This is a genomic window from Microbispora corallina (assembly GCF_016863035.1).
In the GTDB taxonomy this organism is placed as follows: Bacteria; Actinomycetota; Actinomycetes; order Streptosporangiales; family Streptosporangiaceae; genus Microbispora; species Microbispora corallina.
The window spans coordinates 547310-570144 of the sequence record NZ_BOOC01000003.1; the positions used below are offsets into that span (position 1 = coordinate 547310).

20 protein-coding genes are annotated in these 22835 nt (G+C 73.2%); 12 read left to right on the forward strand and 8 right to left on the reverse strand.

Features of this window, described 5'->3' with window-relative positions; translation table 11 throughout:
• Window positions 1-118 precede the first annotated feature (118 nt).
• Genes Mco01_RS06565 through cutA form a run of 4 tightly spaced genes read left to right on the forward strand, consistent with a single transcriptional unit; the run spans window position 119 to window position 5347 of the window.
• Window positions 119-1501 (forward strand): uracil-xanthine permease family protein, encoded by a 1383-nt coding sequence (locus tag Mco01_RS06565; protein WP_204055944.1) that lies wholly within the window; start codon window positions 119-121, stop codon window positions 1499-1501.
• Window positions 1502-1519: 18 nt separating this feature from the next.
• Entirely contained in the window at window positions 1520-2455 is a 936-nt protein-coding gene (locus Mco01_RS06570; RefSeq protein ID WP_204055945.1) for an FAD binding domain-containing protein, read from the forward strand.
• Complete coding sequence (locus Mco01_RS06575; protein ID WP_204055946.1) at window positions 2452-2931, forward strand: (2Fe-2S)-binding protein; 480 nt, start codon at window positions 2452-2454, stop codon at window positions 2929-2931. Before Mco01_RS06570 ends, Mco01_RS06575 begins: the two co-directional genes overlap by 4 nt.
• Window positions 2932-2935: 4 nt before the next feature.
• Window positions 2936-5347 carry an aerobic carbon-monoxide dehydrogenase large subunit gene (gene cutA / locus Mco01_RS06580; protein ID WP_204055947.1) on the forward strand — a complete coding sequence of 804 codons (2412 nt, stop codon included), beginning with the start codon at window positions 2936-2938 and terminating at the stop codon, window positions 5345-5347.
• Here cutA and cydB read toward each other — a convergent pair.
• Together cydB and Mco01_RS06590 are read right to left on the reverse strand one after the other, a co-directional pair.
• A complete protein-coding gene (cydB, locus tag Mco01_RS06585; protein WP_204055948.1) occupies window positions 5328-6287 on the reverse strand; it encodes a cytochrome d ubiquinol oxidase subunit II in 960 nt (319 codons plus the stop codon). The genes cutA and cydB overlap by 20 nt on opposite strands.
• A gap of 11 nt (window positions 6288-6298) precedes the next feature.
• Window positions 6299-7774 carry a cytochrome ubiquinol oxidase subunit I gene (locus Mco01_RS06590; protein ID WP_204055949.1) on the reverse strand — a complete coding sequence of 492 codons (1476 nt, stop codon included), beginning with the start codon at window positions 7772-7774 and terminating at the stop codon, window positions 6299-6301.
• A gap of 440 nt (window positions 7775-8214) precedes the next feature.
• On the opposite strand from Mco01_RS06590, the gene Mco01_RS06595 reads away from it, so the two are divergent.
• The 4 genes from Mco01_RS06595 (at window position 8215) to Mco01_RS06610 (ending at window position 13889) form a co-directional block, all read left to right on the forward strand.
• Window positions 8215-8901, forward strand: a complete 687-nt coding sequence (locus Mco01_RS06595) for an SRPBCC family protein (protein WP_204055950.1) — start codon at window positions 8215-8217, stop codon at window positions 8899-8901.
• Between the two features lie 109 nt (window positions 8902-9010).
• A complete protein-coding gene (locus Mco01_RS06600; RefSeq protein ID WP_204055951.1) occupies window positions 9011-11053 on the forward strand; it encodes a hydantoinase/oxoprolinase family protein in 2043 nt (680 codons plus the stop codon).
• Entirely contained in the window at window positions 11050-12876 is a 1827-nt protein-coding gene (locus Mco01_RS06605; RefSeq protein ID WP_204055952.1) for a hydantoinase B/oxoprolinase family protein, read from the forward strand. The genes Mco01_RS06600 and Mco01_RS06605 overlap by 4 nt, the downstream gene beginning before the upstream one ends.
• A gap of 686 nt (window positions 12877-13562) precedes the next feature.
• On the forward strand, window positions 13563-13889 hold the full coding sequence (locus Mco01_RS06610; protein ID WP_204055953.1) for a hypothetical protein: 327 nt from the start codon (window positions 13563-13565) through the stop codon (window positions 13887-13889).
• A 130-nt stretch (window positions 13890-14019) separates the two neighbouring features.
• On the opposite strand, the gene Mco01_RS06615 is transcribed toward Mco01_RS06610, so the two are convergent.
• Window positions 14020-14322: a hypothetical protein gene (locus Mco01_RS06615; RefSeq protein WP_204055954.1), complete on the reverse strand. Its 303-nt coding sequence runs from the start codon at window positions 14320-14322 to the stop codon at window positions 14020-14022.
• A gap of 88 nt (window positions 14323-14410) precedes the next feature.
• Between Mco01_RS06615 and Mco01_RS06620 the strand changes: the two genes are divergently transcribed.
• Window positions 14411-14893, forward strand: a complete 483-nt coding sequence (locus Mco01_RS06620) for a hypothetical protein (protein WP_204055955.1) — start codon at window positions 14411-14413, stop codon at window positions 14891-14893.
• A 3-nt stretch (window positions 14894-14896) separates the two neighbouring features.
• Here the strand turns inward: Mco01_RS06620 and Mco01_RS06625 are convergent, their stop codons facing one another.
• Window positions 14897-16891, reverse strand: a complete 1995-nt coding sequence (locus tag Mco01_RS06625; RefSeq protein WP_204055956.1) for a hypothetical protein — start codon at window positions 16889-16891, stop codon at window positions 14897-14899.
• A gap of 149 nt (window positions 16892-17040) precedes the next feature.
• Here Mco01_RS06625 and Mco01_RS06630 point away from each other — a divergent pair, with 149 nt between their 5' ends.
• From Mco01_RS06630 to Mco01_RS06640, 3 genes are all read left to right on the forward strand, one after another.
• Window positions 17041-17211 (forward strand): hypothetical protein, encoded by a 171-nt coding sequence (locus Mco01_RS06630; RefSeq protein WP_204055957.1) that lies wholly within the window; start codon window positions 17041-17043, stop codon window positions 17209-17211.
• Window positions 17212-17337: 126 nt separating this feature from the next.
• The gene (locus Mco01_RS06635) at window positions 17338-18507 is read left to right on the forward strand and encodes a CaiB/BaiF CoA transferase family protein (RefSeq protein ID WP_204055958.1); all 1170 of its coding nucleotides are present in this window, start codon (window positions 17338-17340) and stop codon (window positions 18505-18507) included.
• Window positions 18508-18538: 31 nt separating this feature from the next.
• Entirely contained in the window at window positions 18539-20026 is a 1488-nt protein-coding gene (locus Mco01_RS06640) for a carboxyl transferase domain-containing protein (protein WP_204055959.1), read from the forward strand.
• Here Mco01_RS06640 and Mco01_RS06645 read toward each other — a convergent pair.
• From Mco01_RS06645 to Mco01_RS06660, 4 genes are all read right to left on the reverse strand, one after another.
• Window positions 20005-20430: a UCP033725 family protein gene (locus tag Mco01_RS06645; RefSeq protein WP_204055960.1), complete on the reverse strand. Its 426-nt coding sequence runs from the start codon at window positions 20428-20430 to the stop codon at window positions 20005-20007. The genes Mco01_RS06640 and Mco01_RS06645 overlap by 22 nt on opposite strands.
• On the reverse strand, window positions 20427-20885 hold the full coding sequence (locus Mco01_RS06650; protein WP_239103386.1) for a hypothetical protein: 459 nt from the start codon (window positions 20883-20885) through the stop codon (window positions 20427-20429). The genes Mco01_RS06645 and Mco01_RS06650 overlap by 4 nt, the downstream gene beginning before the upstream one ends.
• A 108-nt stretch (window positions 20886-20993) precedes the next feature.
• Complete coding sequence (locus tag Mco01_RS06655; RefSeq protein WP_204055961.1) at window positions 20994-21785, reverse strand: carbon-nitrogen hydrolase family protein; 792 nt, start codon at window positions 21783-21785, stop codon at window positions 20994-20996.
• The gene (locus Mco01_RS06660) at window positions 21715-22701 is read right to left on the reverse strand and encodes a DUF418 domain-containing protein (protein WP_204055962.1); all 987 of its coding nucleotides are present in this window, start codon (window positions 22699-22701) and stop codon (window positions 21715-21717) included. Before Mco01_RS06660 ends, Mco01_RS06655 begins: the two co-directional genes overlap by 71 nt.
• Window positions 22702-22835 lie beyond the last annotated feature (134 nt).

Consider the following 22835-nt stretch of genomic DNA (forward strand, 5'->3'; position numbering starts at 1 on the left):
CGGCGGCGCCAGTCCTAAAGTGCCCCAAACGGTCAGGCTCGACCGCTTGAGGAAGCGCCGCGGAGGGACGCCTGCGGGGTGGCTACCGGCCCACGGCCCGTTAGCAAAAGGGGCTCAAATGGCTTTCAGATGGACGGTGCACGGCGACGGCGCGGGTCTGGCGCCCGGCGAGGTGGTGAAGCCGGACGAGCGGCTGAGCTGGCCGCGGACGATCGGGATCGGCGCCCAGCACGTGATCGCCATGTTCGGGGCCACGTTCGTGTTCCCCCTGGTGATGGGGCTCGACCCGAACACGGCCGTGATGATGTCCGGCGTGGCGACCATCCTGTTCCTGCTGATCACACAGGGCCGCATCCCGAGCTACCTCGGCACCAGCGCCTCGTTCGTGGGCGGCGTCGTCGCGATCCGGGCGGCGTTCGGCGGTGACACCCCGGCCGCCGACAAGGTGGTCACCGGCGCCATCCTCGTCGCCGGCCTGGTGCTCGCCCTGTGCGGCGTGGCCGTCCACGTGCTCGGCGTGCAGATCATCCACCGGATCTTCCCGCCGGTGGTGACGGGCGCGGTCGTGATGCTGATCGGCTTCGGCCTCGCCTACGTGGTGGCCGACGTGTACTGGCCGCAGGACCCGTGGATCGCCCTGATCACGATGGTCGCGACGTTCGTGTTCATCGTGCTGTTCCGCGGCTTCCTCGGCCGCATCGGCATCCTCCTGGGGCTGATCTTCGGGTTCGTCGTGTCCTGGCTGGCCGACAAGGTCTTCGGGAACATCACGGCCTTCAACGCGGCCACCTCGAAGATCGACACCCATCCCCGCGTGAGCTTCCAGAGCGTGGGGGACGCCGCCTGGATCGGGCTTCCCCACTTCCACGCGCCGTCCTTCCAGGCGTCGGCGGTCGTGCTCGTGCTGCCCGCCGTGATCGCCCTCATCGCGGAGAACGTCGGCCACGTCAAGGCGGTCGGCCAGATGACCGGCGCCGACGTCGACCCGCTGATCGGCCGCGCCGTCCTGGCCGACGGCGTGGGCACCGCGGTCGCCACGGCCGTCGGCGGCTCGCCCACCACGACGTACGCCGAGAACATCGGCGTCATGGCGGCGACCCGCGTGTACTCGACCGCCGCCTACTACGTCGCCGCCGTCATCGCGATCCTGTTCGGGCTGTGCCCGAAGTTCGGCGCGCTCGTCGCCGCCACGCCCGGCGGCGTCCTCGGCGGCGTGACGGTCATCCTGTACGGCATGATCGGTCTGCTCGGCGCGAAGATCTGGGTGGAGAGCCGGGTGGACTTCTCCGACCCGGTCAACATGGTGCCGATCGGGGCCGGGATCATCCTGGCCATCGGCCCGGTGACCCACCAGATCACCCACGACTTCTCGCTCGCGGGCATCGCGCTCGGCACGATCGTGGTACTTGCTGGATATCACCTGCTCCGCGCGATCGCGGGCAGATCCGCGAAGGAGGTCTCCGGTGGCGAGATCGGATACGAGCGCGACGCGACGGGCTGACCGGCGGGTCCCGCGCTCGTGAAACCGCCCCCGTTCGACTACCACGGCCCGGTCACCCTGGACGAGGCGCTCGGCGTCCTCGCCGAGACCGGGCCCGACGGCAAGGTGCTGGCGGGCGGGCAGAGCCTCATCCCCCTGCTCAACATGCGGCTGGCGGCTCCCGCCCACCTCGTCGACATCAACCGTCTGCCCGGCCTCGACACGATCGAGGCCGGGCCCGGCGGCGTGCGGGTGGGCGCGCTCGCCCGGCACGCCGCCGTGGAGCGCTCCGCGGCGGCGGCCGCCGTCCAGCCCCTGCTCGGGCAGGCGCTGCGGCTCGTCGCCCACCCGGTCATCCGCAACCGGGGCACGGTGGTCGGCAGCCTCGTGCACGCCGACCCCTCGGCCGAGATGCCGGCCGTCCTCGCCCTCCTCGGCGGGTCCGTACGACTCGCGCGACGAGGCGGCGAGCGCGAGGTGCCGGCGGAGGAGTTCTTCACCGGGCCCATGGAGTCGGCGCTGCTGCCGGGGGAGATGGCGGTGTCCGCGTTCTTCCCCGCCCTGCCCGGGCGGTCGGGCACGGCGTTCCGCGAGCTGGCCCGGCGGCACGGCGACTACGCGATGGCCGGGGTGGCCGCCGCGGTCACCCTCGACGACGACTTCCGCATCGCGGCGGCCAGGGTCGCGTGCGTCAGCGTGGGCCCGGTTCCCGTGGTGGTGGACGTGACCGCCGCCTGCGGGCCCCGCCCGGCCGCCTCGGTCGACTGGGACGCGGTCGCCGCCGCCGTCCTCGACCGGATCGAGCCCGAGGCGGACATCCACGCGACGGCGGAGTACCGGCGGCACCTCACCGGCGTCCTCGCCGTGCGGGCGCTGCGCGACGCGGCGCGCGAGGCGTCCGAGGACCCCGAGGCGTCCGACGCGTCCGACGCGTCCGAGGCCTCCGAGGCGTCCGAGGGAGAGGAGGGGGCGTGAACCACGCCATCACGCTCACGGTCAACGGGGTGGTCCGGGAGGTGACGGTCCCGGGGCGGCGGCTGCTGTCCGACTGCCTGCGTCACGACCTCGGCCTCACCGGCACCCACGTGGGCTGCGAGCACGGCGTCTGCGGGGCCTGCACCGTGCTGCTCGACGGCGAGCCGGTCCGCTCGTGCCTGACGTTCGCGGTCACCGTCGACGGCCACGAGATCACCACGGTCGAGGGGCTGGCGTCCGGCGGCGGGCTGTCGCCCGTCCAGCGGGCCTTCTCCGAGTGCCACGGCCTGCAGTGCGGCTTCTGCACCCCCGGCTTCCTGTGCACGGTCACCGCGTTCCTCCGGGAGAACCCGGCGCCGGACCACGAGGAGGTCGTGGAGGCGATCTCGGGAAACCTCTGCCGGTGCACGGGGTACCAGAACATCGTCAAGGCGGTCCACCGCGCCGCCGAGATCCAGGCGGAAGAGGCCGGGTGAGCGCATGACGACCAAGCTCTTCGGGGAGCCCGTCCGGCGGAGGGAGGACGCCAGGCTCGTCACCGGCCAGGGCCGCTACCTCGACGACCACGGACGCGACGCCCTGGCCGCCGCGTTCGTCCGGTCCCCGCACGCCCACGCCCGGATCCTCGACGTCGACGTCTCCGACGCCGTCGACGTGGACGGCCTGGTCGCGATCTACACCTGGGAGGACCTGCCGGGCGCCCTCGCCGAGCCGCTGCCGCTGCTGATCCCCCACCCCGCGCTCACCCACGGCCGCACGGCGTACCCGCTCGCCCGGGAGGTCGTGCGCCACGTCGGCGAGCCGGTCGTCATGGTCGTGGCCCGCGACCGCTACCTGGCCGAGGACGCCTGCGCGCTCATCCGCGTCGACTACGAGATCCTCAAGCCGGTCGTGGGGGTGGAGGAGGCCGCCCAGGGCGTCCACCTGGTCCACGACGACGTGCCGGGCAACGTCGGCGCCAACCTCGTGCAGGAGGTGCCCTCGCCGTCCGGCCTGTCGGCCCGGGAGGCCATCGAGGCGGCGCCGCACACGCTCGCGTTCCGGCTCGACATCGAGCGCAGCGCCAGCACGCCCCTGGAGGGGAGGGGCGTGTACGCGCGCTGGGACGCCGACGACGAATCGCTGCGGGTGTACTCCTCCACGCAGACCTCGACCAGCGTGCGGATGGCCATCGCGACCAAGCTGGGCCTGCCGCTGCCGAAGGTCGAGGTGATCGCTCCCGACGTGGGCGGCGGGTTCGGCGTGAAGATCGTGCACCCGTGGCCGGAGGAGGTCCTCGTGCCGTGGGCCGCCCGCCTGCTCGGCCGCGAGGTCAAGTGGACCGAGGACCGGCGCGAGCACTTCGTCTCCTCGGCCCACGAGCGCGGCCAGGTGCAGTACGTGCGGGTCGGCTTCGACGACGACGGCCGCCTCCTCGGCCTCGACGTGACGATCCTGCACGACCACGGCGCCTACACGCCGTACGGGATCATCGTGCCGATCATCACCTCGACCCAGCTCCTCGGGCCGTACAAGGTGGGCGCCTACCGGGTGGAGTTCTCCTCCATCTACACCAACACCGTGCAGGTCACGCCGTACCGGGGGGCCGGGCGGCCGCAGGGCGTGTTCTGCATGGAGCGCACGATCGACCGGATCGCGGCCTTCCTGGGCAGGGACCGCACCGAGGTCAGGGCACTCAACTTCATCCAGCCCGGCGAGTTCCCCTACGACCAGGGGCTGACGTTCCAGGACGGCCGGCCGCTGATCTACGACAGCGGGGACTACCCCGAGTCGCTGCGGATGCTCAAGGAGCTGATCGGCTGGGACGCCTTCCCCGAGGCCAGGGCGCGGGCGGCGGCCGAGGGCCGCAGGATCGGCATCGGCATCGGCTGCTACGTCGAGGGCACGGGAGTCGGGCCGTACGAGGGCGGCCACGTGCAGATCACCTCGGACGGCCGGGTGCACGTGTCCACCGGCCTCACCTCGCAGGGGCAGGGCCACGAGACCGTATTCGCCCAGATCGCGGCCACCGAGTTGGGCGTGCCGATCGAGAAGGTGTCCGTCGTCACCGGCGACACCCGCCGGTTCGGGTACGCCGTGGGCACGTTCGCCTCGCGGGCGGCCGTCATGAGCGGCAGCGCCATCGCCCTGGCCTGCCGCAAGGTCAGGGAGAAGGCCCTCAGGATCGCCGCGGACGCCCTGGAGGCCGACCCGCGCGACCTGGAGATCAGCGACGGCCTCGTCCACGTCGTCGGGACGCCCTCGGCCTCGATCCCGCTGGCCACGGTCGCCGTCCTGTCGAACCCGCTGCGGTACGCCTTCGACGAGGAGACGCAGCGGGCCACCCAGTTCGCCGGGTCGTCCTCCCCGGACCGGCCGCCGGTGAGCGAGGGGGACGAGCCCGGCCTGGAGGGCAGGGACTACTACTCGCCCGTCCGGTCGACGTTCGCCTCCGGCATGCACGCCGCCGTCGTCGAGACCGACCCCGAGACGGCCGAGATCAAGATCCTGAGGTACGCCGTCGTCCACGACTGCGGGCGCCTGATCAACCCCATGATCGTCGAGGGGCAGATCCACGGCGGGGTGGCGCAGGGCGTCGGCGGCGCGCTCTACGAGAAGATGGTCTACGACGAGCACGGCCAGCTGCTCAACGCCTCGTTCATGGACTTCCTGATGCCCTACGCGACCGAGGTCCCCCGGATCGAGACGGCCCACCTGGAGACGCCCTCGCCGCTGAACCCCCTCGGCATCAAGGGCGCGGGCGAGGCCGGCGTGATCCCCGTCTCCGCCGTCATCGCCGCCGCCGTGGAGGACGCCGAGGGCATCGTCGTCGACCGGATGCCCATCTCGCCGTCCGACCTCCACGCCCTGCGCCAGGCCCGCGACGCCGGGATCACGCCTGGCGCCCCGTGAGGACCTGCCCCGGGCTCTCGGGCGCGGGCTGCGCCGGCGCGGAGACGCGCCGGCGGAAGACCCAGTAGGTCCAGGCCTGGTAGGCGATCACGCCGGGCAGCGCGACCAGGCCGATCCAGGTGAGCACCCGCAGCGTGTACGGCGCGGAGGCCGCCTCGGCGAGCGTCAGCCCGGGGAGCGGCGCCGCCCACAGCGCGCCGAACAGGGCGGCCGTGGTCGCCGCGATCGCCGTGGCGGTCGCGACGAAGGCCCAGCCCTCGCGGCGCCGCCAGGACAGGGCCGCCCCGGCCGACAGTGCGGCCATGGCGAGCAGGGCCACCCCCCACGTCCAGGCCCGGCCGTGGTCGCCCGCGATCGACGGCAGCGCGACGACCGCGGCGGGGACCGCGCCGGCCGCGGCCAGTGCGGCGGCCCGGCGCGCCCGGTCCCGGACCGGTCCGGTCGTCTTGAGCGCGACGAACACCGCGCCGTGCAGGACGGCGACCGACAGCGAGAGCGCGCCGCCGAGCACGGTGGCCAGAGGCGTGCCGTACAGGAGGTTCCCGAAGACGGCTCCCCACAGGAACGCGGGGAGCACGCTGCCGGTCACGATGCCGGCGTCGCACAGGGCGACCTCCCGGCGGGAGCGGACCTTGCCCCGCCACTCCAGGCCGACGCCGCGCACCACGAGGCCGGCGATGACGAGGAAGAGGGGCAGGTAGTAGCCGCTCAGCAGGCCCGAGTACCACGCCGGGAAGGCGGCGAACATCGCGCCGATCGCCGTGATCAGCCAGACCTCGTTGCCGTCCCACACGGGCCCGATCGTGCCGAGCACCTGCCTGCGGTCGGCCTGCGACCGCGACAGCAGCGGCAGCAGGGCGCCAACCCCGAAGTCGAAGCCCTCCAGCACGAAGTAGCCCGTCCAGAGGAAGGCGATCACCAGGAACCAGAACGTCGTCATCGCGAAGCTCCTCAGTACATGAGGGTGGGGGCGAGCCGGGCCTCGTCCGGCTCGGCGGGGGCGGGTCCGGCCGGGGCGGGCGCCTCGGGACCGGCCTTGACGTGGCGCAGCAGCAGCGCGCCCTCGGCCAGGGCCAGCACGCCGTACAGGACGGTGAAGACGGCCAGGGTGATTCCCACCTCGGCGAGGCTCACGCCGGGGGAGACGCTCGCGGCCGTCATGAGCTCGCCCTGCACGGTCCACGGCTGGCGGCCGATCTCGCTGAGCAGCCACCCCGCCACGATCGCCGCGGTCGGCAGCGGCAGCGCCAGCACGCAGGCCCGCGCGAACCACGCCGGCACTGGACGTCCGGCGCGGGCGCCGCGACGGCCTCCGCGGCGGCTCCCGCGGCGGCTCGCGCCACCCCGGGTCAGCCAGAGGCCGAGCACCGACAGCCCGACCGTCGCCATCCCGAAAGTGATCATCACGCGGAACGACCAGAAGACCACGGGCAGGTCAGGCCGGTAGTCCGCCGGCCCGAACGTCTTCTCGTACCGCGCCTGGATGTCGTCGATGCCCTGGACGGTCGCGCCCGGGTCGTGCGCCGACAGGAGGCTGAGCAGGCGGGGCACCTCGACGCCGGGGACGATCGAGAACGACGCGCCCGCCGTGTCGTGGCGCAGGCCCTCGGCCGCGGCCAGCTTCATCGGCTGCTGCTCGGCGAGGAGCCGGCCCGACGTGTCGCCGGTCCCCGCGACGACGACGCCCGCGAGCGCGGTCATGACGAGCGCCGCCCGCAGGCTGGTGCGCCACATGCCGGTCCGCTGCGGCGTCGGCGTCGCGGTGTCCGGGCCGGGCCCCCGGCCGGGGACCAGGGCGAGACCGCGCTCGCGCAGGATCCGGTAGCCGCTGACGGCGATCACGAAACCGCCCGCGACCACGAACGCCCCGGCCACGACGTGGGGCACCTGGGCGAGCGCGGTGGAGTTGGTCAGGACGGCCCACAGGTCGGTCATCCGGGCCCGGCCGTCCACCACCTCGTACCCGACCGGGTGCTTCATCCAGGCGTTGGCCGCGAGGATGAAGTACGCCGACAGGTTCGAGCCGATGACGGCGGCCCACAGGCAGGCGAGATGGAGCCGCTTCGGCAGCCGGTCCCAGCCGAAGATCCACAGGCCGAGGAAGGTGGACTCCAGGAAGAACGCGAGCAGCGCCTCCAACGCCAGCGGCGCCCCGAAGACGTCGCCGACGAAGGTCGAGTACTGGCTCCAGTTCATCCCGAACTGGAACTCCTGCACGAGACCGGTCACCACGCCCATCGCGAAGTTGATCAGGAAGAGCTTCCCGAAGAACTTCGTGAGCGTGAGGTAGTGCTCCTTGCCGGTCCGGTTCCAGGCGGTTTGGAGCCCGGCCACGAAGACGCCGAGCCCGATCGTCAGGGGTACGAAGAGAAAGTGGTAAACGGTGGTGACCCCGAACTGCCACCGTGCCAGGTCCAGCGCGTCCATGTCCCCCTCGCGGGTGCCGGAGCTCTACAGCCTGTAGTTCTATCTCCAGTAGTACTACGGCTTGTAGAGCAATGGGAGCGTGCGGAGCCGCGACGAGGTGCGATCTTCGTCACACCGGGACGAGGCCCCCCGATCCCGGTTCGCGGCGCCCTTTCCGAGCGTCGTCCTGCCGTTGACTGCCGTGACGCCGCCCGGGCGGGATTCCCGCGCCGTGCGGCGCCGCCCTCCTCGGCGGCATGACACCAATGGTGGGCGAAACGGGGTCAAAGGGCGTCCGCCGCGCGGCTGATCCGGCCGTACGCCGCCGGGGTGACGCCGGCCGCCCCCAAGGGGGCGCCGCCGATGTAACTTGTGCACCATCACCGGCATGCCGAAGGGCACATGTTGCCGTTCTCCCCGCCGCGGTGATTCTCTAAGGTGCTCGGCATCGGAGGTGGCCCATGAAGGTCGTCGGGAACGCGCTGGTGGCAGCGGAGCGCAAGCGGGTGTGGGACGCCCTGCAGGACCCGGCCGTCCTGGTGCGCACGATCCCCGGATGCGAGCGCCTGGAAGCGGTCGGCCCTGACGTCTACAAGATGACGGTGACCGCCGGGGTGGCCTCGATCAAGGGCCTCTACCTGGGCGAGGTCGCCCTCTCCGACCCGGAGGAGCCGGATCGGTTCGTGCTCAAAGCGAGCGGCCAGGGCGCTCCCGGAACGGTCGACGCGACCGTGCGGGTGCGCCTCAGCGACGCCGAGGGCGGCACCCGCGTCGACTACGACGCCGAGGCCGTCGTGGGCGGCATGATCGGCGGCGTGGGCCAGCGGATGCTCGGCTCGGTCGCCAAGAAGACGGCGGGAGAGTTCTTCGCGGCGGTCGAGCGGCACCTGCTGTCCGCCCCCGCCGCGGCGGCCGCTCAGGGCCAGGCCGCAGAGGGTCAGCCGGCGCAGGCCCAGGGCGTACCCGGTCAGGCGGCGCAGGGGCCCGTCGCGCCCGCGATCTACACCCGCGGTCCCGAGCCGGCCGCCGCCGCCCGCCAGGGCGTGCCCGCGTGGACCATGCTCGCGGCCTTCGGCATGGGCTCCGCCGTCGCCCTCGGCAGCGCGGCCATCGGCTGGCTCCTCGGCCGCGCCTCCCGCCGGCGCTGACCCGGCCCGCCGTGCGGTCGCCACTGTGGGCAGGGTCTGACGACGGCATGGCGATTCTTCGGCAGAGTGCGCCGGTTCGGCCCCTCGGCCGGCCTCGGTAAACAGGAGCATGCCTAGCGTCCGCATCGGGGTCGACACGGGGGGCACGTTCACCGACGTCGTCCTCGTCGACGAGGAGACCGGTCAGATCGTCACGACCAAGACCCCCTCGACTCCTGCCAACCCGGCAGACGGGTTCATGGCAGGCGTTCACAAGGTGCTGGAGGCCCACGGCGGCTCGCTCGGCGTGGACGCGGTGTCCGCGATCGTTCACGGCACCACGGTCGCGACCAACCAGCTGCTGGAGGACCGGCCCGGCGGCACCTCCCATCTCGGGTTCGTCACGACCGAGGGCTTCGAGTTCGTGCTCGAGATCGCCCGGCAGAGCGTGCCCGACGGGTACGGCAACTCGTACTTCTGGGTGAAGCCGCCGCGGATCGTGCCGGTCGGCAGGGTGCGGACCGTGGGCGGGCGCCTCGACCACCTGGGCCGCGAGGTCCGGCCGTTCGACGAGGAGGGAGCCGTGGAGGTGGCCCGCTGGTTCGCCGAACGCGGGATCACCGCCGTCGGCGTCTGCTTCCTCCACTCCTACGCCAACCCCGAGCACGAGCGGCGCATGCGCGACGTGCTGGCCCGTGAGCACCCCGGCGCCGTCGTCTCGCTGTCGAGCGACGTCCTGCGGGAGTACCGGGAGTACGAGCGGTCGGTCACCACCCTCGTCGACGCCGCGGTCAAGCCGGTCATGCGCCGTTACATCGCCAACCTGTCGGAGCGGCTCGGCCGCGGGTTCTCGGTCATGAAGAGCAACGGCGGCGTGCTGTCGGCCGCCGAGGTGGTCAACCAGCCGATCACCACCGTGCTGTCCGGCCCGGCGGCGGGCGCCCTGGGCGCCGCCATGATCGCCGGTACGGCCGGACGGCCGAGCGCGATCACGCTCGACGGCGGCGGCACCTCGACCGACGTGGCCGTGGTGGTGGACGGCGAGCCGTCCCTGACCACCGAGGGCAGCATCGGCCGCTATCCGTGCAAGATCCCCATGATCGACATTGTGACCGTGGGGGCCGGCGGCGGGTCGGTCGCCTGGATCTCCCCGGAGGGGACGCTCAAGGTCGGCCCCCGCTCGGCCGGCGCCGACCCCGGCCCGATCTGCTACGCCAGGGGCGGCACCGAGGTCACGGTGACCGACGCCCACGTCTTCCTCGGCCGGGTGCCCCCGCACCTGCTGGGCGGCGAGATCCCCCTCGACGTCGCCGCGGCCCGGGCCGGCGTCGAGGCGCTGGCCGGCAAGCTCGGCCTCACGCCCGAGCGGTGCGCGACCGGCATCCTGGAGATCAGCGCGTTCAACCAGTCGAACGCGATCCGCCAGATCACGGTCAAGCGCGGCCTCGACGTGCGGGACTTCCCGCTCGTCGCGTTCGGCGGATCGGGGCCGCTGCTCGCCTGCCGGCTCATCGACATCCTCGGGCTGCCGGCGGCGATCGTGCCGCCCGACCCCGGCAACGTCTCGGCGTTCGGCCTGCTCACGGTCGACGTCAAGAACGACTACGTGCGCACGCACGTCTCCCGGGACCCCTTGCCCGGCCTGCTGGCCGAAATCTTCGCCGACCTGGAGGCCCAGGCCGCCGCGGCTCTCGACCGTGAGGGCTTCGCCCGCCACGTGTACGTCCGCAGCGCCGACCTGCGCTACTACGGCCAGGCGTACGAGGTGCGGGTCCCCGCCCCGGAAGGCCCCCTGGACACGGAGTGGCGCGGCGTCGTGGAGGAGCGCTTCCACCGGGAGCACGAGCGGCTCTACGGGTACGGCTACCGCGGCGACCCCCGGCACGCCGTCGAGTGGGTCAACCTCCGGGTGTCGGGCGTCGGGCCCATCAGCCGGCCGAAGATCGCGCGGAGGACGCCGCAGGCGGACGAGCCCAGCCCCGTCGCCACCCGCGACGTGTACTACGAGCAGTGGGGCCGCACCGTCGTCTACCGCCGGGGCGACCTCGGCGCGGGCGCCGTCGTCCGCGGCCCGGCGGTCGTCGAGGAGTACGGCTCCACCCTCCCCGTCCATCCCGGCTTCACCGCGACCATGGACGACTACGGCAACCTCGTGGTGGTGAGCGACCGATGAGCACCGTCGACCCGATCCTGGTGGAGATCGTCGAGGGCACCCTCGCCTCCGTCGAGATGGAGGTGGAGACCGCCATCGCCCGCACCGCCCGATCGCCCATGATCCGGGACGCGCACGACTTCCGCGCGGGCATCCACGACGTCCGGCTGCGCAAGCTGACCGGCCGGTCGTACTCGGCCCTGGTGCAGCCCGTCGTCCGCGACTTCCCGATCGGCACGATGCGGCCCGGCGACGTCTTCTTCCACAACGACGTCTACCTGTCGGAGGGCGGCATCGGGCACCTGCCCGACCTGTGCGTCACCGTGCCCGTGTTCCACGACGGGCAGGTCGTGGCGTTCGTGCAGGCGTTCGGCCACCACGACGACATCGGCGGCGCCGTCCCCGGGTCGATGCCGTCCCACGCGCGCAGCGCGTTCGAGGAGGGCCTCATGGTCCCCCCGATCAGGCTGTGGGACCAGGGCGTGCCCAACCGGGCCGCCTTGACGATCATGACGCGCAACTCCCGGATGCCCGACTCGCTCGCCGGCGACCTCGACGCCGAGTGCTCGGCCTGCCTGATGGGGGCCCGCAGGCTGGGCGAGCTCTTCGACCGGTACGGCCGCGAGGCCGTCGAGTCCTGCTTCGACGCGATCATCGCCAAGACCACCGAGACGTTCCGCCGGGAGCTGCTGTCGAAGATCCCCGAGGGGGTGCACGTCTGGGAGGACTACGCCGAGCACGACGGCGTCGACGATCCCCGCCTGCACGCCCAGCGGATCACCCTCACGGTCGACCACGCGGCCGACCCGCCGCTGACCATCGACTTCACCGGCACCTCGCCGCAGGCCAAGGGGCCCATCAACCACGCGGGCGACTACGCCGACGGGGTCTTCCTGAAGAAGTGGCTCGCCCCGATCCTGCGCAACCTGGCCGACACTCCGGCTCGGATGGCGGAGCTCGACGTCAACGAGGGCGTCGTGCCGCTGATCACGACGGTGTTCCCGGAGAAGGGCACGCTGCTCACCCCGATCTTCCCGGCCCCCACCAACGCCCGGACGTTCGTGATCCTCCGCCTCCTCGGCGTCCTGGCCGGGGTACTGGCCAAGGCCACCGGCGGCCGCATGCCCGCCGACCAGGAGACGATCCGCTACACCGGCGTGTACGGCGAGTCGGACGACGGCCCGTACCTCATGCGGGAGGTCCTCGGCGGCGGCTCCGGCGGCCGCTGGTACGCCGACGGCGAGGACACCATCCACATCGTCCCCGACTCCCGCAACATCCCGGTCGAGTTCGCCGAGGCCCGCTGGCCGTTCCGGGTCGAGCGGCTCGGACTCGCCGTCGACAGCGGCGGGCCGGGGGAGTTCCGCGGCGGGCTCGGGTACGACAAGCACATCCGCATGCTGCGGGACGCGTCCTTCATGTCCATCGCCGACCGGTCGATCCTGTCGTGCTGGGGCGTTAACGGTGGCCGAGCCGGGCGCCCCTTCCAGGTGACCGTGAACGGCGAGGAGATGGAGGGCCTGGTCGACGACTTCCCGGTGCGGGCAGGCGAGATCATCCGGGTCCGGACGACCGGGGGCGGCGGCTGGGGCTCCCCGTACGACCGGCCGGCCGAGAAGGTCGCCGCCGACGTCCGGGACGGCAAGGTCTCACCCGAGGGGGCGCGTGAGGACTACGGCGTCGTCCTGACGGGCCCGGCGGGCGACCCCCAGGTGGACGCCGAGGCGACCGGGAAGCTGCGGGCGGAGCTGCGCGCGGCCCGTCCGGCCGCCTTCTTCGACCGCGGCGCCGGTTATCCCACCCTCTCCGGCGGCGCCCCCCACGCGGATGTCGACCTGCTGTAGGGCCTGACTCAAAGCCTGATCGCGGTTATGAAAAGGGCGGGCTTGATAGCGGACGGGGAGTTTGTCGTACCTGGTCGCGCCCAGACGCGCGGCGAAGCGATCGGCGAGGTTCGGGATGGTGCCTGATCCCACGGCTACGCAATGCTCACTCCGCCCGGCGTCGGCCGGCGGGTACCCCCGCGGCGCGCGCCTGCCGCGTGCTGGTGGGCACCACACGATGGTGGACTCAACTCCGACCTGCCTGCTGATCAGCTTGGTGGCGTCGGCCGGGCCTGCCAGCAGCCGTAGTACTCCGGAACGTCCTACCCTGGGAGCCCCGACCCGTACCCGCCACCGGATTCGTCGATGAGCTGCCGCTTGGTCCACTTCGACGGCCGCCCTGGTCTGCTCGGCGCAGGCAGCAGCGGCTCCAGCCGCGCCCACTGCGCATAGGTAAGGTCGACCGCCTCGTCACCGATGAGGTGGCCACGAAGTCTCCGGTATTCAGGTTCTTCGCGATCGATGAACCCTTCACTGGAGACCTCACAGCACGTCCGGGTGCGACACATCGTCAGATAGTGGACTTCGAAACCGATCCTAAGAGGCCGCCGCCCTCGTGGGGCCGGAAGATTGCGATAACGGCCTCCGGACCAGGAGCTCCTACGTCATGCTTGAGCCGCTGCCCGACTCGAGAAGGGGCCGATGGGATGGCGGCGGCGAAGTACTGTGCCCGGACTCAGGACGGGTACCGGGTCGCAGACCCCTCGCGAGTGGCCCTCGCGGTGCTGGTCGAGGAGCTGCACCCGGCGGACAACACCTACATGATCGTCCGGCCTCGCGGCGAGCAGGCGCAGTGGCACGCCTCCGTGTCGCTGTGGGGCGAGAACCGGTACGCGGTGGTCTTCCGCGACCCCCCTGAACTGGAGTTCCGGCGCGAGATCCACACCGACCCGCGCAGAGCGGCCCGATCGCTCTTCCGGTGGCTGCGCGCACGCCCTCAGCCCGCCGACCCTCCCCGCCCCGCCGGCTGGTGAGGCGCCCCCAGCCGCCTCCCTGGCCTACGCGGCGAGGAGAGCGGCAGGGGCCTCGGCGTGCCCAGCCTGCGTGGGGCGTGGCATGCAGAGCGGCTTGGGGCTTGGTATGCGGGCCCTCGTCGGGAGGTGGTCAGGCCCAGCCGGTTGTGGCGGCGGCCGCCGTTCTGGGCACGTGGCTGGGAGCGGCGCGAAGCTCGGCCTCCAGCTCGGCGAGCACCTGTCGTGCGGCGGCCCTGAGCCGGGCGCGCCTGCCCTGCAGCTCGTCGCCGAACGCCCGGGCGGCAGGCCCCACCCACACCGCCTCGCCGCCGAACTGCGCGCAGGCGGCGTCGAGGGCTGTCTCCAGGACGTGGAGGTGCTCGCGTACCGCCGCCAGCGCCGCCTCCAGCTCCCGACGCCGTGGATTCGGCACCAGGTCGTCGTGAGTGGCCAAGCCGGTACTCCTCCATTGCGGCGGCGAATAATGGTGGCGCGCGGGTTCTCCTTGAGATTATGTGTGCTCAAGATGATGCCGGCCAGACATGGAGGCGAAGACGATGCCCGGCCTGTCCGTTTCCGTGCGCCTTCGCCGTATCGCCGTCGTACTGGCATTGGTGTCTTTCGCACCGGTCGCCTGTACCGAAGATGACACCCCCACCGCCGCCCAAGCCGGCCAAACACTGAAAAATCACATTCTCCAACTATTGAAGGAACGGGACGCAGTAGATGTCCGAGTTACCGATGCGGGCGGAAAGGACGTCGCCTGCGGCGAGGGCAGGGCTAGGCGGACGTTCGCGGCGACCGGGCTGGACACCGCTGGGAGCACGAGCTCCTACATTCTCCGCACCGCCATGGTGGGCGCGCTGAACAAGGTGGGCCATTACCAGCTTGTTGGCGAACCACGGCCGGGTGAACCTATTCGGGCCGCCGACGCTGAAAGCCGGACGCACCTTATTCTGGATTCGCCCCAAAGGGGCATCTACTCTGTTACTGGCGAGACTGATTGCCTCCGGTTGAGCCGGTGATGCCTAGCTGAGGTAGCGCGCCCGAACCTCGCTGGTGTCCTTTCCTCCATTGAAGACGTCTGCGAGGCGCTTGGCCGATTTCCCCAGCGAATTGTTGTCCTGGCTGCCCATGCCGTTGGTGATGAACCATTGGTCGAGGGCGCGGAGGGAGCGGGGGCCGGACTGGAGGATGTCCACGAAGGGGCGCAGGCGGCCGTCCGAGTCGGCAACGGATACGCCGGGCGGAAGGGAGGCCTGGAACTCCGTGGGCGGCACCTTCGCCGGGAAGCCGGCGTCCATGAGCATCTGAGCGACGGAATGCCGGCGGCCGAGGGTCTCCCGGTCGTCCATGTCCCGGAGCTTGCCGACCTCGCCTGGCGGGTCGTCCTGGTAGGTGTCGAGGAGCGACCATCCCATGCTGAGGGCGGTCCACGCTATGGCGCCGTACATGCCTCCCGGCACGGCCAGCCCTGCCATGCCCAGCGTGCTGCCGTAGCCGAAGCTCCAGTCGCTCCGGGCGGCCTGGGCGCGGTCGTCGATCGGCCGGCCGAGCTTCTCCGCGGCGCCGAGCTCGAAGCCGCGGACGTTGCCCAGCGCCGCGAAGAGGTCGTCCAGCCGGGTGGGGTCCCCGGCCGCGCGCATCGCCGGGACGCCCTCCTTCACGAGGCGCAGCGTCAGGTCGCCCATGCCGGCGTCGAACGGCGCCCTGGCCGCGGCGTCGCCGGCGAAGGTCAGCAGGAAGCGGAACGTGTCCTCAGGGCTGAGCCGGAACGCGGGACGCAGGCCGGGGATGCGCGAGCGCACGGGCCCGAACGCGCTCGGCAGCAACTGGTTGTCGTCGCCCAGGTCGGCGCCCTCGGTCATCTCGGTGGCGTACGACCCGGCGATCTCGGCCAGGTGGACGCGAGCCGGCGGCGCGAACGGGAAGCGGGCCGCGCCGGTGATGACCGCGAACGCGAACCGGGCGGCGACGTCGCTGTGCGCGCCGTCCCTCTCGTCGTACGCGCCGGACGCCGCGGCGAGCAGCCGCCCGAACGCGGCGGCGGAGGCGTCGTCCCGCCCGGCCCGGGCGTCGAGCTCACGGAGGAACGTCACCAGGTCGGGCCGGCGGTCGACGCGGGCGAGCGCGGGGACTGGGGACAGCAGCCGTCCCAGGGCGTCGGGCGGCCGCGGGGCGTCGCGGGTGACGCTCCACATCGCGAGCCGCGCGGCCGCGGGGTGGCGGGCCAGCGCGTCGAGGTACGGGGCGAGGGCCGCGCCGGAGGGGCCTCCGTGCGGGAGGAACGCCTGGGCCGCCACGACCTGGGCGACCCACTCGGTGGGGAAGCGGCCGCCGGACAGCAGGTCGCCCACGCCCCGGCGGTCGTCGTCTCCCTCGGCGGTGACCTGGAGGGCCCGCGCGACTGCCGCGAAGCCGGGGACCGCCGCCCCGCCGCTCACCGCCGAGCCCAGGGCGCGGCTCACGGTGGCGACCGCCTCCTCGACGCCCTCCTCCAGCCCCCGGCGCAGCCGCCCCGGCAGCTCGACGGTCCGGCGGGCGCCGATGGCGGCGAAGAAGGCCGCGGTGAACTCGGGGTCGTCGACGTGCTCGGCCAGGGTCCGCACGATCTTCGCGTACTTCTCGTCGAGCCCGGGGTCGAACAGCGCGCCCGAGTCGACGGCCCGGTACGCCACGGCGAGCTCGCCGCCGAGGCGCCGCGCCTCCACGGGGGAGGGCAGGTCCCCCTCCTCGTACGGCAGGAGGGCGCCGGGGGACCAGGACGGCAGGCGGGCCATGCCGGCGGCGATCTCCCGCCGCCTGCGCAGGTCGGGCAGCCGCTCGTCGAGCCACCGCTCGGCCTCGCCGATGGGGCCGAGCGAGGCGGCCGGGAGTCCCCGGGCGGCGAGGACCCGGCGGACGGCCTCGGCGCGCTCCCCGATGACGCCCCGGGCGTGCTCCACCTCGGCGACGAAGCGGCTCATCGGCTCGGGGGAGATGCCGGAGAAGCCGGGCGAGAGCGGTCCCGTGCCTGGTGCCACTGCTCCCACGCCCGTGTCCCCTCCGATCGCCGCCGCGACACCCACGGTAACCGCCACGCACCGCACACGCCCGGATACGCCGATGATTGGCCGTCCCTCAGGCGGGTAGCCGGATTACATAACCGGCGAAAAGGGACGGTGAAGGACAGATGGCGTCGATAGTCCAGCGCATCAAGGAGTATTTCCAGAGCCAGAAGGGCCGTGAAGGCGTCGAACGCGTCAAGACGATGGCGCGGGACCCTCGCAACCGGGAGCGGGTCCACCGGCTGATGGACCAGTGGCGCGGGCGGCGCGCGGGGACCCGTCACCGTGACGTGTGACGGAGGGCGTACGGGGTTCCGATGGTGATCGGAACCCCGTACCGAGGGTGCCGTCCGGCGGCCTGACCTGGCAGGCTTGCCGTGAAGAGCGAAGGGCGCTCGTTCACGGACTCCAGGAGGCCGGCAGTGCAGGGACCCCTCAGCGGAATCGTCGTCCTCGACCTGTCCCGGGCGCTGGCCGGGCCGCACTGCGCGCAGATGCTCGGCGACCTCGGCGCTCACGTGATCAAGGTGGAGCATCCGGAGGGGGACGAGTCCCGGGGGTGGGGGCCGCCGTTCGTCGGCCCCGGCCACGACATCTCCACCTACTTCCTGGCGGCCAACCGCAACAAGCGGTCGATCACGGTGGACATGAAGTCCGATGAGGGCCGTCACCTGGTCGAGCGGCTCGTCCGGCAGAGCGACGTGCTCGTCGAGAACTTCCGCACCGGCGTCCTCGACCGGCTGGGCTTCCCCGTCGAGCGCCTCCACGAGCTGAACCCCCGGCTGGTGATCCTCTCGATCACCGGCTTCGGCCACGACGGCCCCGAGGGCGGCCGGCCGGGGTACGACCAGATCGCCCAGGGCGAGGCGGGCCTGATGTCGCTGACCGGGCCCTCGCCCGAGGAGCCGTACCGGGTGGGCGCCTCGATCGCGGACCTCCTCGCGGGCATCCACGGCGCGTACGGCGTGGCGGCGGCCCTGTACGAGCGCGAGCGCACCGGCCGGGGGACGGTGGTGCGGACGTCGCTGCTCGCCTCGGTCGTCGGCGTGCACTCCTACCACGGGACGGCCTGGACGGTCGGCGGCAAGGTGCCCGAGGCCGGCGGCAACCACCACGCATCGATCGCGCCGTACGGGGCCTTCCACTGCGCGGACGGGATGATCCAGCTCGCGGTGGCCAACGAGGGGCAGTGGCGCAAGGTGGCCGGGCTGCTCGGCATCGACGCGGAGCAGCCCCGGTTCGCGACGAACCGGGACAGGTTCGCCCACCGGGACGAGCTGATCGCGGACATCGAGAAGGCGCTGGCCGTCCACGACCGGGGCCACTGGCTGGCCGCGCTGGCCGAGCTCGGCGTGCCTGCGGGGGCCATCCGGTCGATCGACGAGGTCTACGCCTGGGACCAGGTGAGGTCGCAGGGCCTGGTCGTGAGCGTCGACCACCCCGTCCTCGGGCCCATCGAGCTTCCCGGCCCCCCGCTGCGGTTCGAGGGAGGCGACAGCGGCGGCGGTGAGGGCCACACGCCGCCTCCGGGCCTCGGCCAGGACACCGCCGCCGTCCTCGCCTGGCTGGCCGAGCGGGAGCGGCCGGCGTGAGGACGGCCGCCGGCGCGCCGGAGCACCCGGGATGAGCAGGCCGGGCGCCCGCGACCTGATCGCGACGGTGCTCGACCCCGGCTCCTGGCTGTCGTGGGACGAGCCGCCGGCGGACCGGGCGGAACCCGGCTCCGCGTACGCCGCCGACCTGGCGGCCGCCCGCGCCCGGACCGGCTACGACGAGTCCGTCGTCACCGGGGAGGGACTGCTGGACGGCCGCCGGGTGGCCGTGGTGGCCTGCGAGTTCTCGTTCCTCGCGGGGTCGATCGGGGTCGCCGCGGCGGAGCGGCTCGTGCGGGCCGTGGAGCGGGCGACGGCGGAACACCTCCCGCTGCTCGCGGCCCCCGCGAGCGGAGGCACCCGGATGCAGGAGGGCGCGCTCGCCTTCACCCAGATGGTGAAGATCACCGCCGCCGTCGGGGCGCACCGGGCCGCCGGCCTGCCGTACGTCGTCTACCTGCGCCACCCGACGACGGGCGGGGTGTTCGCGTCCTGGGGGTCGCTCGGCCACGTCACCGCGGCCGAGCCGGGCGCGCTCATCGGCTTCCTCGGCCCGCGGGTGTTCGAGGCCCTGTACGGCCATTCGTTCCCGCGCGGCGTCCAGGTGTCGGAGAACCTGTTCGCCCACGGCCTGGTGGACGCCGTGGTGTCGGCCGAGGACGCCCGCGAGATCGCCATCCGGGCGCTGTCGGTGCTCTGCGCCCCGCGGAGGGGCCTGGAGCGCGGGCCGGAGCCCGAGGAGTCCGCCGACGACGTCCCGGCCTGGGAGGCCGTCTCCCGCTCGCGCCGCGACGACCGGCCCGGCGTGCGGAGCCTGCTCAAGCTCGGCGCGACCGGCGTCACCCCGCTGCACGGCACGGGGACCGGGGAGGACGACCCCGGGCTCCTGCTGGCCCTGGCGCGGTTCGGCGCGGCGCCCGCCGTGGTCCTCGGTCAGGACCGGCGGCGGCAGCGGGCCGGGAACGCGCTCGGCCCGGCGGGGCTGCGGGTGGCCCGCCGCGGCATGCGGCTGGCGTCCGAGCTCGGCCTGCCCCTCGTCACGGTGATCGACACGGCGGGCGCCGCGCTGTCGAGGGCCGCCGAGGAGGGCGGCCTCGCCGCCGAGATCGCCCGGTGCCTGGCCGACCTCGTGATGCTCGACGCGCCGACGGTGTGCCTGCTGCTCGGCGAGGGCGCCGGGGGCGCCGCCCTCGCGCTGCTGCCGGCCGACCGGGTGGTCTGCGCGCAGCACGCCTGGCTGTCGCCGCTGCCGCCGGAGGGCGCCTCGGCCATCCTCTACCGGACCGTCGACTTCGCCTCGGAGATCGCTGCGGCCCAGGGGGTCAGGGCCGCGGACCTGCGGCGCGACGGCATCGTGGACCGGGTCGTCCCCGAGCGCCCCGACGCTGCGTACGAGCCGGAGGAGTTCTGCGCCCGGGTGGCCAGGACGCTCGAGTACGAGATCATCGGCCTGCTCGACCGGGACCCGGCGGAGCGGCTGGCCGCCCGGTTCGCCCGTTACAGGTCGCTCGGGTCCTGATCCCGCGACGTGGGCACCGGGATCCGCTCCACCCGTATGGAGTGGACCTCCTCGCGGGGGACGACGACCTCGTACGCCCCGTGGTCGACCAGCCAGTAGCCGAGGGCCTCGGCCTTCATGCCGCTGTGGCCGGTGTAGGCGATGTGCAGGCCGTCGGCGTCGTCCTCGTCGAGCACGAGGCACGGCTCGCCGCCGAACGCCCCGACGGTGCGCAGCAGCGTCAGCCCCTCCAGGTCGGTCCGCCGCACCCGGAGCCGCCAGTAGCCGCCGGCCTTGGCGAAGCCCGCCTCCGGCGACTCGCTGAACAGCACCACGTCGTCGCTGTCCGGGCCGACGGCCGCGGCGTACGTCTGGTCGCGGTAGCGGGCGATGAACCCCAGCCCCACGGGCTCGGCCTCGTTCATGACGCGCGCCGCCAGGTCAGGCCGTCGTACCCGGCGAAGGGCCGCTCACCCGCGGCGGTGAGGTGCACGATCCGCGCGCCCGCCGGGATCGGCATCGGCATCGTGTGGAACTGCGGGACCACCTGCTCGCGCGACGCCGTGAACCCGTTCCCGGTGAACGGCGGTGAATCGCTCCAATCCCCGCCCATGTGCGGGCCGTAGGGGACGACGTACGTGTCGATGTCCCGGGCGAACCACCGCAGGACGTACAGTTCGGGCACTTCGGGGGTCAGCTCCGATCCTTCGAAGCACAGGTCGAGGGCCTCGACGAGCGCGGCCGGCGAGGCGAGGCCCCCGCAGTCCTGCACGCGGTACACGTACCCGGAGATGATCGTCCGCTTGCCCGACAGGTACGGCACGAGCAGCCGCGGCGGGATCACCTTCTGCATCTCGGTCCTGTGCCCCGGCTCGCTCATGCCGCCTCCCGGCCCGGCGGCCCGAAGCGGGGCCGCGCCGACGGGGCGGGGGCGGACGCGGCGCGGCACCCGCCGCCTCGCTCGCCTCGCTCGTTCATGGGGGCAAGTTTACGATCTGCGGACTCCGAGCCGGCGGTGTTCGAGAGACGGGAGGGTCCGCCGCACGCTCTCGGTCACCGCCGGGTCGATCTCGCCCACGTGCACGGCCGGGCCGGGGCCCAGGTCGTGGCGCACGACGCCCATCGGGTCGACGAGCATGCTGCGCCCGATGCCGAACCCGTCCGGCGCCTCGGGGTTGGGGGCCTGGCCGACGGCGACCGTCCACGTCGTGTTCTCGACGGCCCTGGCGCGCACGAGCGTCGTCCAGTGCTCCTCCTTCATCGGGCCGGAGCCCCAGGCCGCGATGACGGCGAACGCGTCGGCCCCCTGGTCGACCAGCGCGCGGGCGAGCTCGGGGAACCGCACGTCGTAGCAGGTGATGAGCCCGAGCCGCAGGCCCGCGAGCGGGACGACGACCGGGGTGTCCCCGGCGGTGACCAGCGCCGACTCCGCGGCGCCGAAGGAGTCGAACAGGTGGATCTTCCGGTAGGCCGCGGCGAGGGACCCGTCCGCCTCCAGGGCGACCGCCGTGTTGGCCACCCTTCCGTCCCCGGCGGGCTCGAACACGCCCGCGACGACCGCGATCCGGTGCTCGCGCGCCGCCTCGGCCAGCCCGGTCACGAACGGCCCGTCGAGCGGCTCGGCCACCTCCGCGACCCCCCGGCCGAACCTCGTGAGCGTCGCCTCGGGGAAGACGGCGAGGTCGGCGCCGCGGGCCCGGGCGAGCGCCTCACGCGCCGCCTCGAGGTTCGCCTTCGGGTCGTGGGCCACTGGGATCTGGCAGAGCGCTACGCGTGTCACGGCTCCCAGTGTGCCGGTTGGGGACCGGACCCCACCAGGTGAGGCGGCGCCACACCCACTCCACGGGCCCGTAGCGGTAGCGGGCCAGCCACCAGCGGCTGAAGACGGCCTGCGCCGCGAGCGTCGCCGCGGTCACGGTCAGGACGGCCGCCCCCGACGAGTCGGCCAGCAGCAGCGGCATGGCCGCCAGGATCACGAACGTGCTGGTCAGGTAGTGGGTCAGCGCCATCCGGCCGAGCGCCTCCAGCACCGCGGCCCGGCGGGCGAGCAGCAGGAGGCCGGTCGCGTAGGCGGCCGCCCCGCACAGCGCCGCCGCCTGGTAGACGCCCCCGCCGGGCGGGTCGTGGTTCCACCACCAGGTGAAGGCGACGGCGCCCGCCGCGGCGGCCGCGAACACCCCGCCACCGGCCGGCCGCTCGGCCCTGCCGTATCCGACGACGGCCAGGCCGAGCAGGAACAGGGCCGCGATCAGCACGTACGGCTCCCCGCCGAGCAGGGCGGCGACGGTGGCCCCCGCCGCGAGCAGCAGGACGACCGGCGCGGGCAGCAGGCTCGCCGGGAGCAGGAGCACCGCCCCGAGGACCGCGTACGGCAGCAGCACCTCGCCGGGGTCGAGCATCCGGTGGGCGAGGCCGATGACGGCCAGCACCGCGAGCCGCCGCAGCAGCACCAGCCGGGGCCGGTCGGAGCGCCGCCCGGCGGACTGGAGGAACAGCGCGAAGCCCACCCCGAACAGGAACGAGAAGATGGGGTAGAAGCGGCTCTGGGCGAGGTTGTCCATCGCCCAGTCGATGGACGTGCGTCCCCCGGCCTGGACGGTGTGCTGCCAGGTGTTCACCAGCATGATCCCGCACACCGCGAAGCCGCGCAGCGCGTCGAGCGAGCGGATGCGGCCGGGCGGCGGGGGTCCGTCCATGCGGGCAAGTCCACCACGATCACGGGCGGCCGGTCCATTGACGGGAGCCCGCCGGGGCGCCGGATAAGGTGACGGACGTGAGCGAGCTGAGCGAGGCGACCGGGGCGGACGCGGGCGGCGGGCCGCTGGTGCGG

Bases quoted from the DNA above. Each gene is read 5' to 3' on its own strand.
- Mco01_RS06565 (WP_204055944.1), top strand. From the start codon at position 119: ATGGCTTTCAGATGGACGGTGCACGGCGACGGCGCGGGTCTGGCGCCC.
- Mco01_RS06640 (WP_204055959.1), top strand. From the start codon at position 18,539: ATGAGCAGGCCGGGCGCCCGCGACCTGATCGCGACGGTGCTCGACCCC.
- Mco01_RS06630 (WP_204055957.1), top strand. From the start codon at position 17,041: ATGGCGTCGATAGTCCAGCGCATCAAGGAGTATTTCCAGAGCCAGAAG.
- Mco01_RS06610 (WP_204055953.1), top strand. From the start codon at position 13,563: ATGGCGGCGGCGAAGTACTGTGCCCGGACTCAGGACGGGTACCGGGTC.
- Mco01_RS06660 (WP_204055962.1), bottom strand. From the start codon at position 22,701: ATGGACGGACCCCCGCCGCCCGGCCGCATCCGCTCGCTCGACGCGCTG.
- Mco01_RS06620 (WP_204055955.1), top strand. From the start codon at position 14,411: ATGGAGGCGAAGACGATGCCCGGCCTGTCCGTTTCCGTGCGCCTTCGC.
- cydB (WP_204055948.1), bottom strand. From the start codon at position 6,287: ATGACGACGTTCTGGTTCCTGGTGATCGCCTTCCTCTGGACGGGCTAC.
- Mco01_RS06600 (WP_204055951.1), top strand. From the start codon at position 9,011: ATGCCTAGCGTCCGCATCGGGGTCGACACGGGGGGCACGTTCACCGAC.
- Mco01_RS06590 (WP_204055949.1), bottom strand. From the start codon at position 7,774: ATGGACGCGCTGGACCTGGCACGGTGGCAGTTCGGGGTCACCACCGTT.
- Mco01_RS06650 (WP_239103386.1), bottom strand. From the start codon at position 20,885: ATGAGCGAGCCGGGGCACAGGACCGAGATGCAGAAGGTGATCCCGCCG.
- Mco01_RS06645 (WP_204055960.1), bottom strand. From the start codon at position 20,430: ATGAACGAGGCCGAGCCCGTGGGGCTGGGGTTCATCGCCCGCTACCGC.
- cutA (WP_204055947.1), top strand. From the start codon at position 2,936: ATGACGACCAAGCTCTTCGGGGAGCCCGTCCGGCGGAGGGAGGACGCC.
- Mco01_RS06595 (WP_204055950.1), top strand. From the start codon at position 8,215: ATGAAGGTCGTCGGGAACGCGCTGGTGGCAGCGGAGCGCAAGCGGGTG.
- Mco01_RS06605 (WP_204055952.1), top strand. From the start codon at position 11,050: ATGAGCACCGTCGACCCGATCCTGGTGGAGATCGTCGAGGGCACCCTC.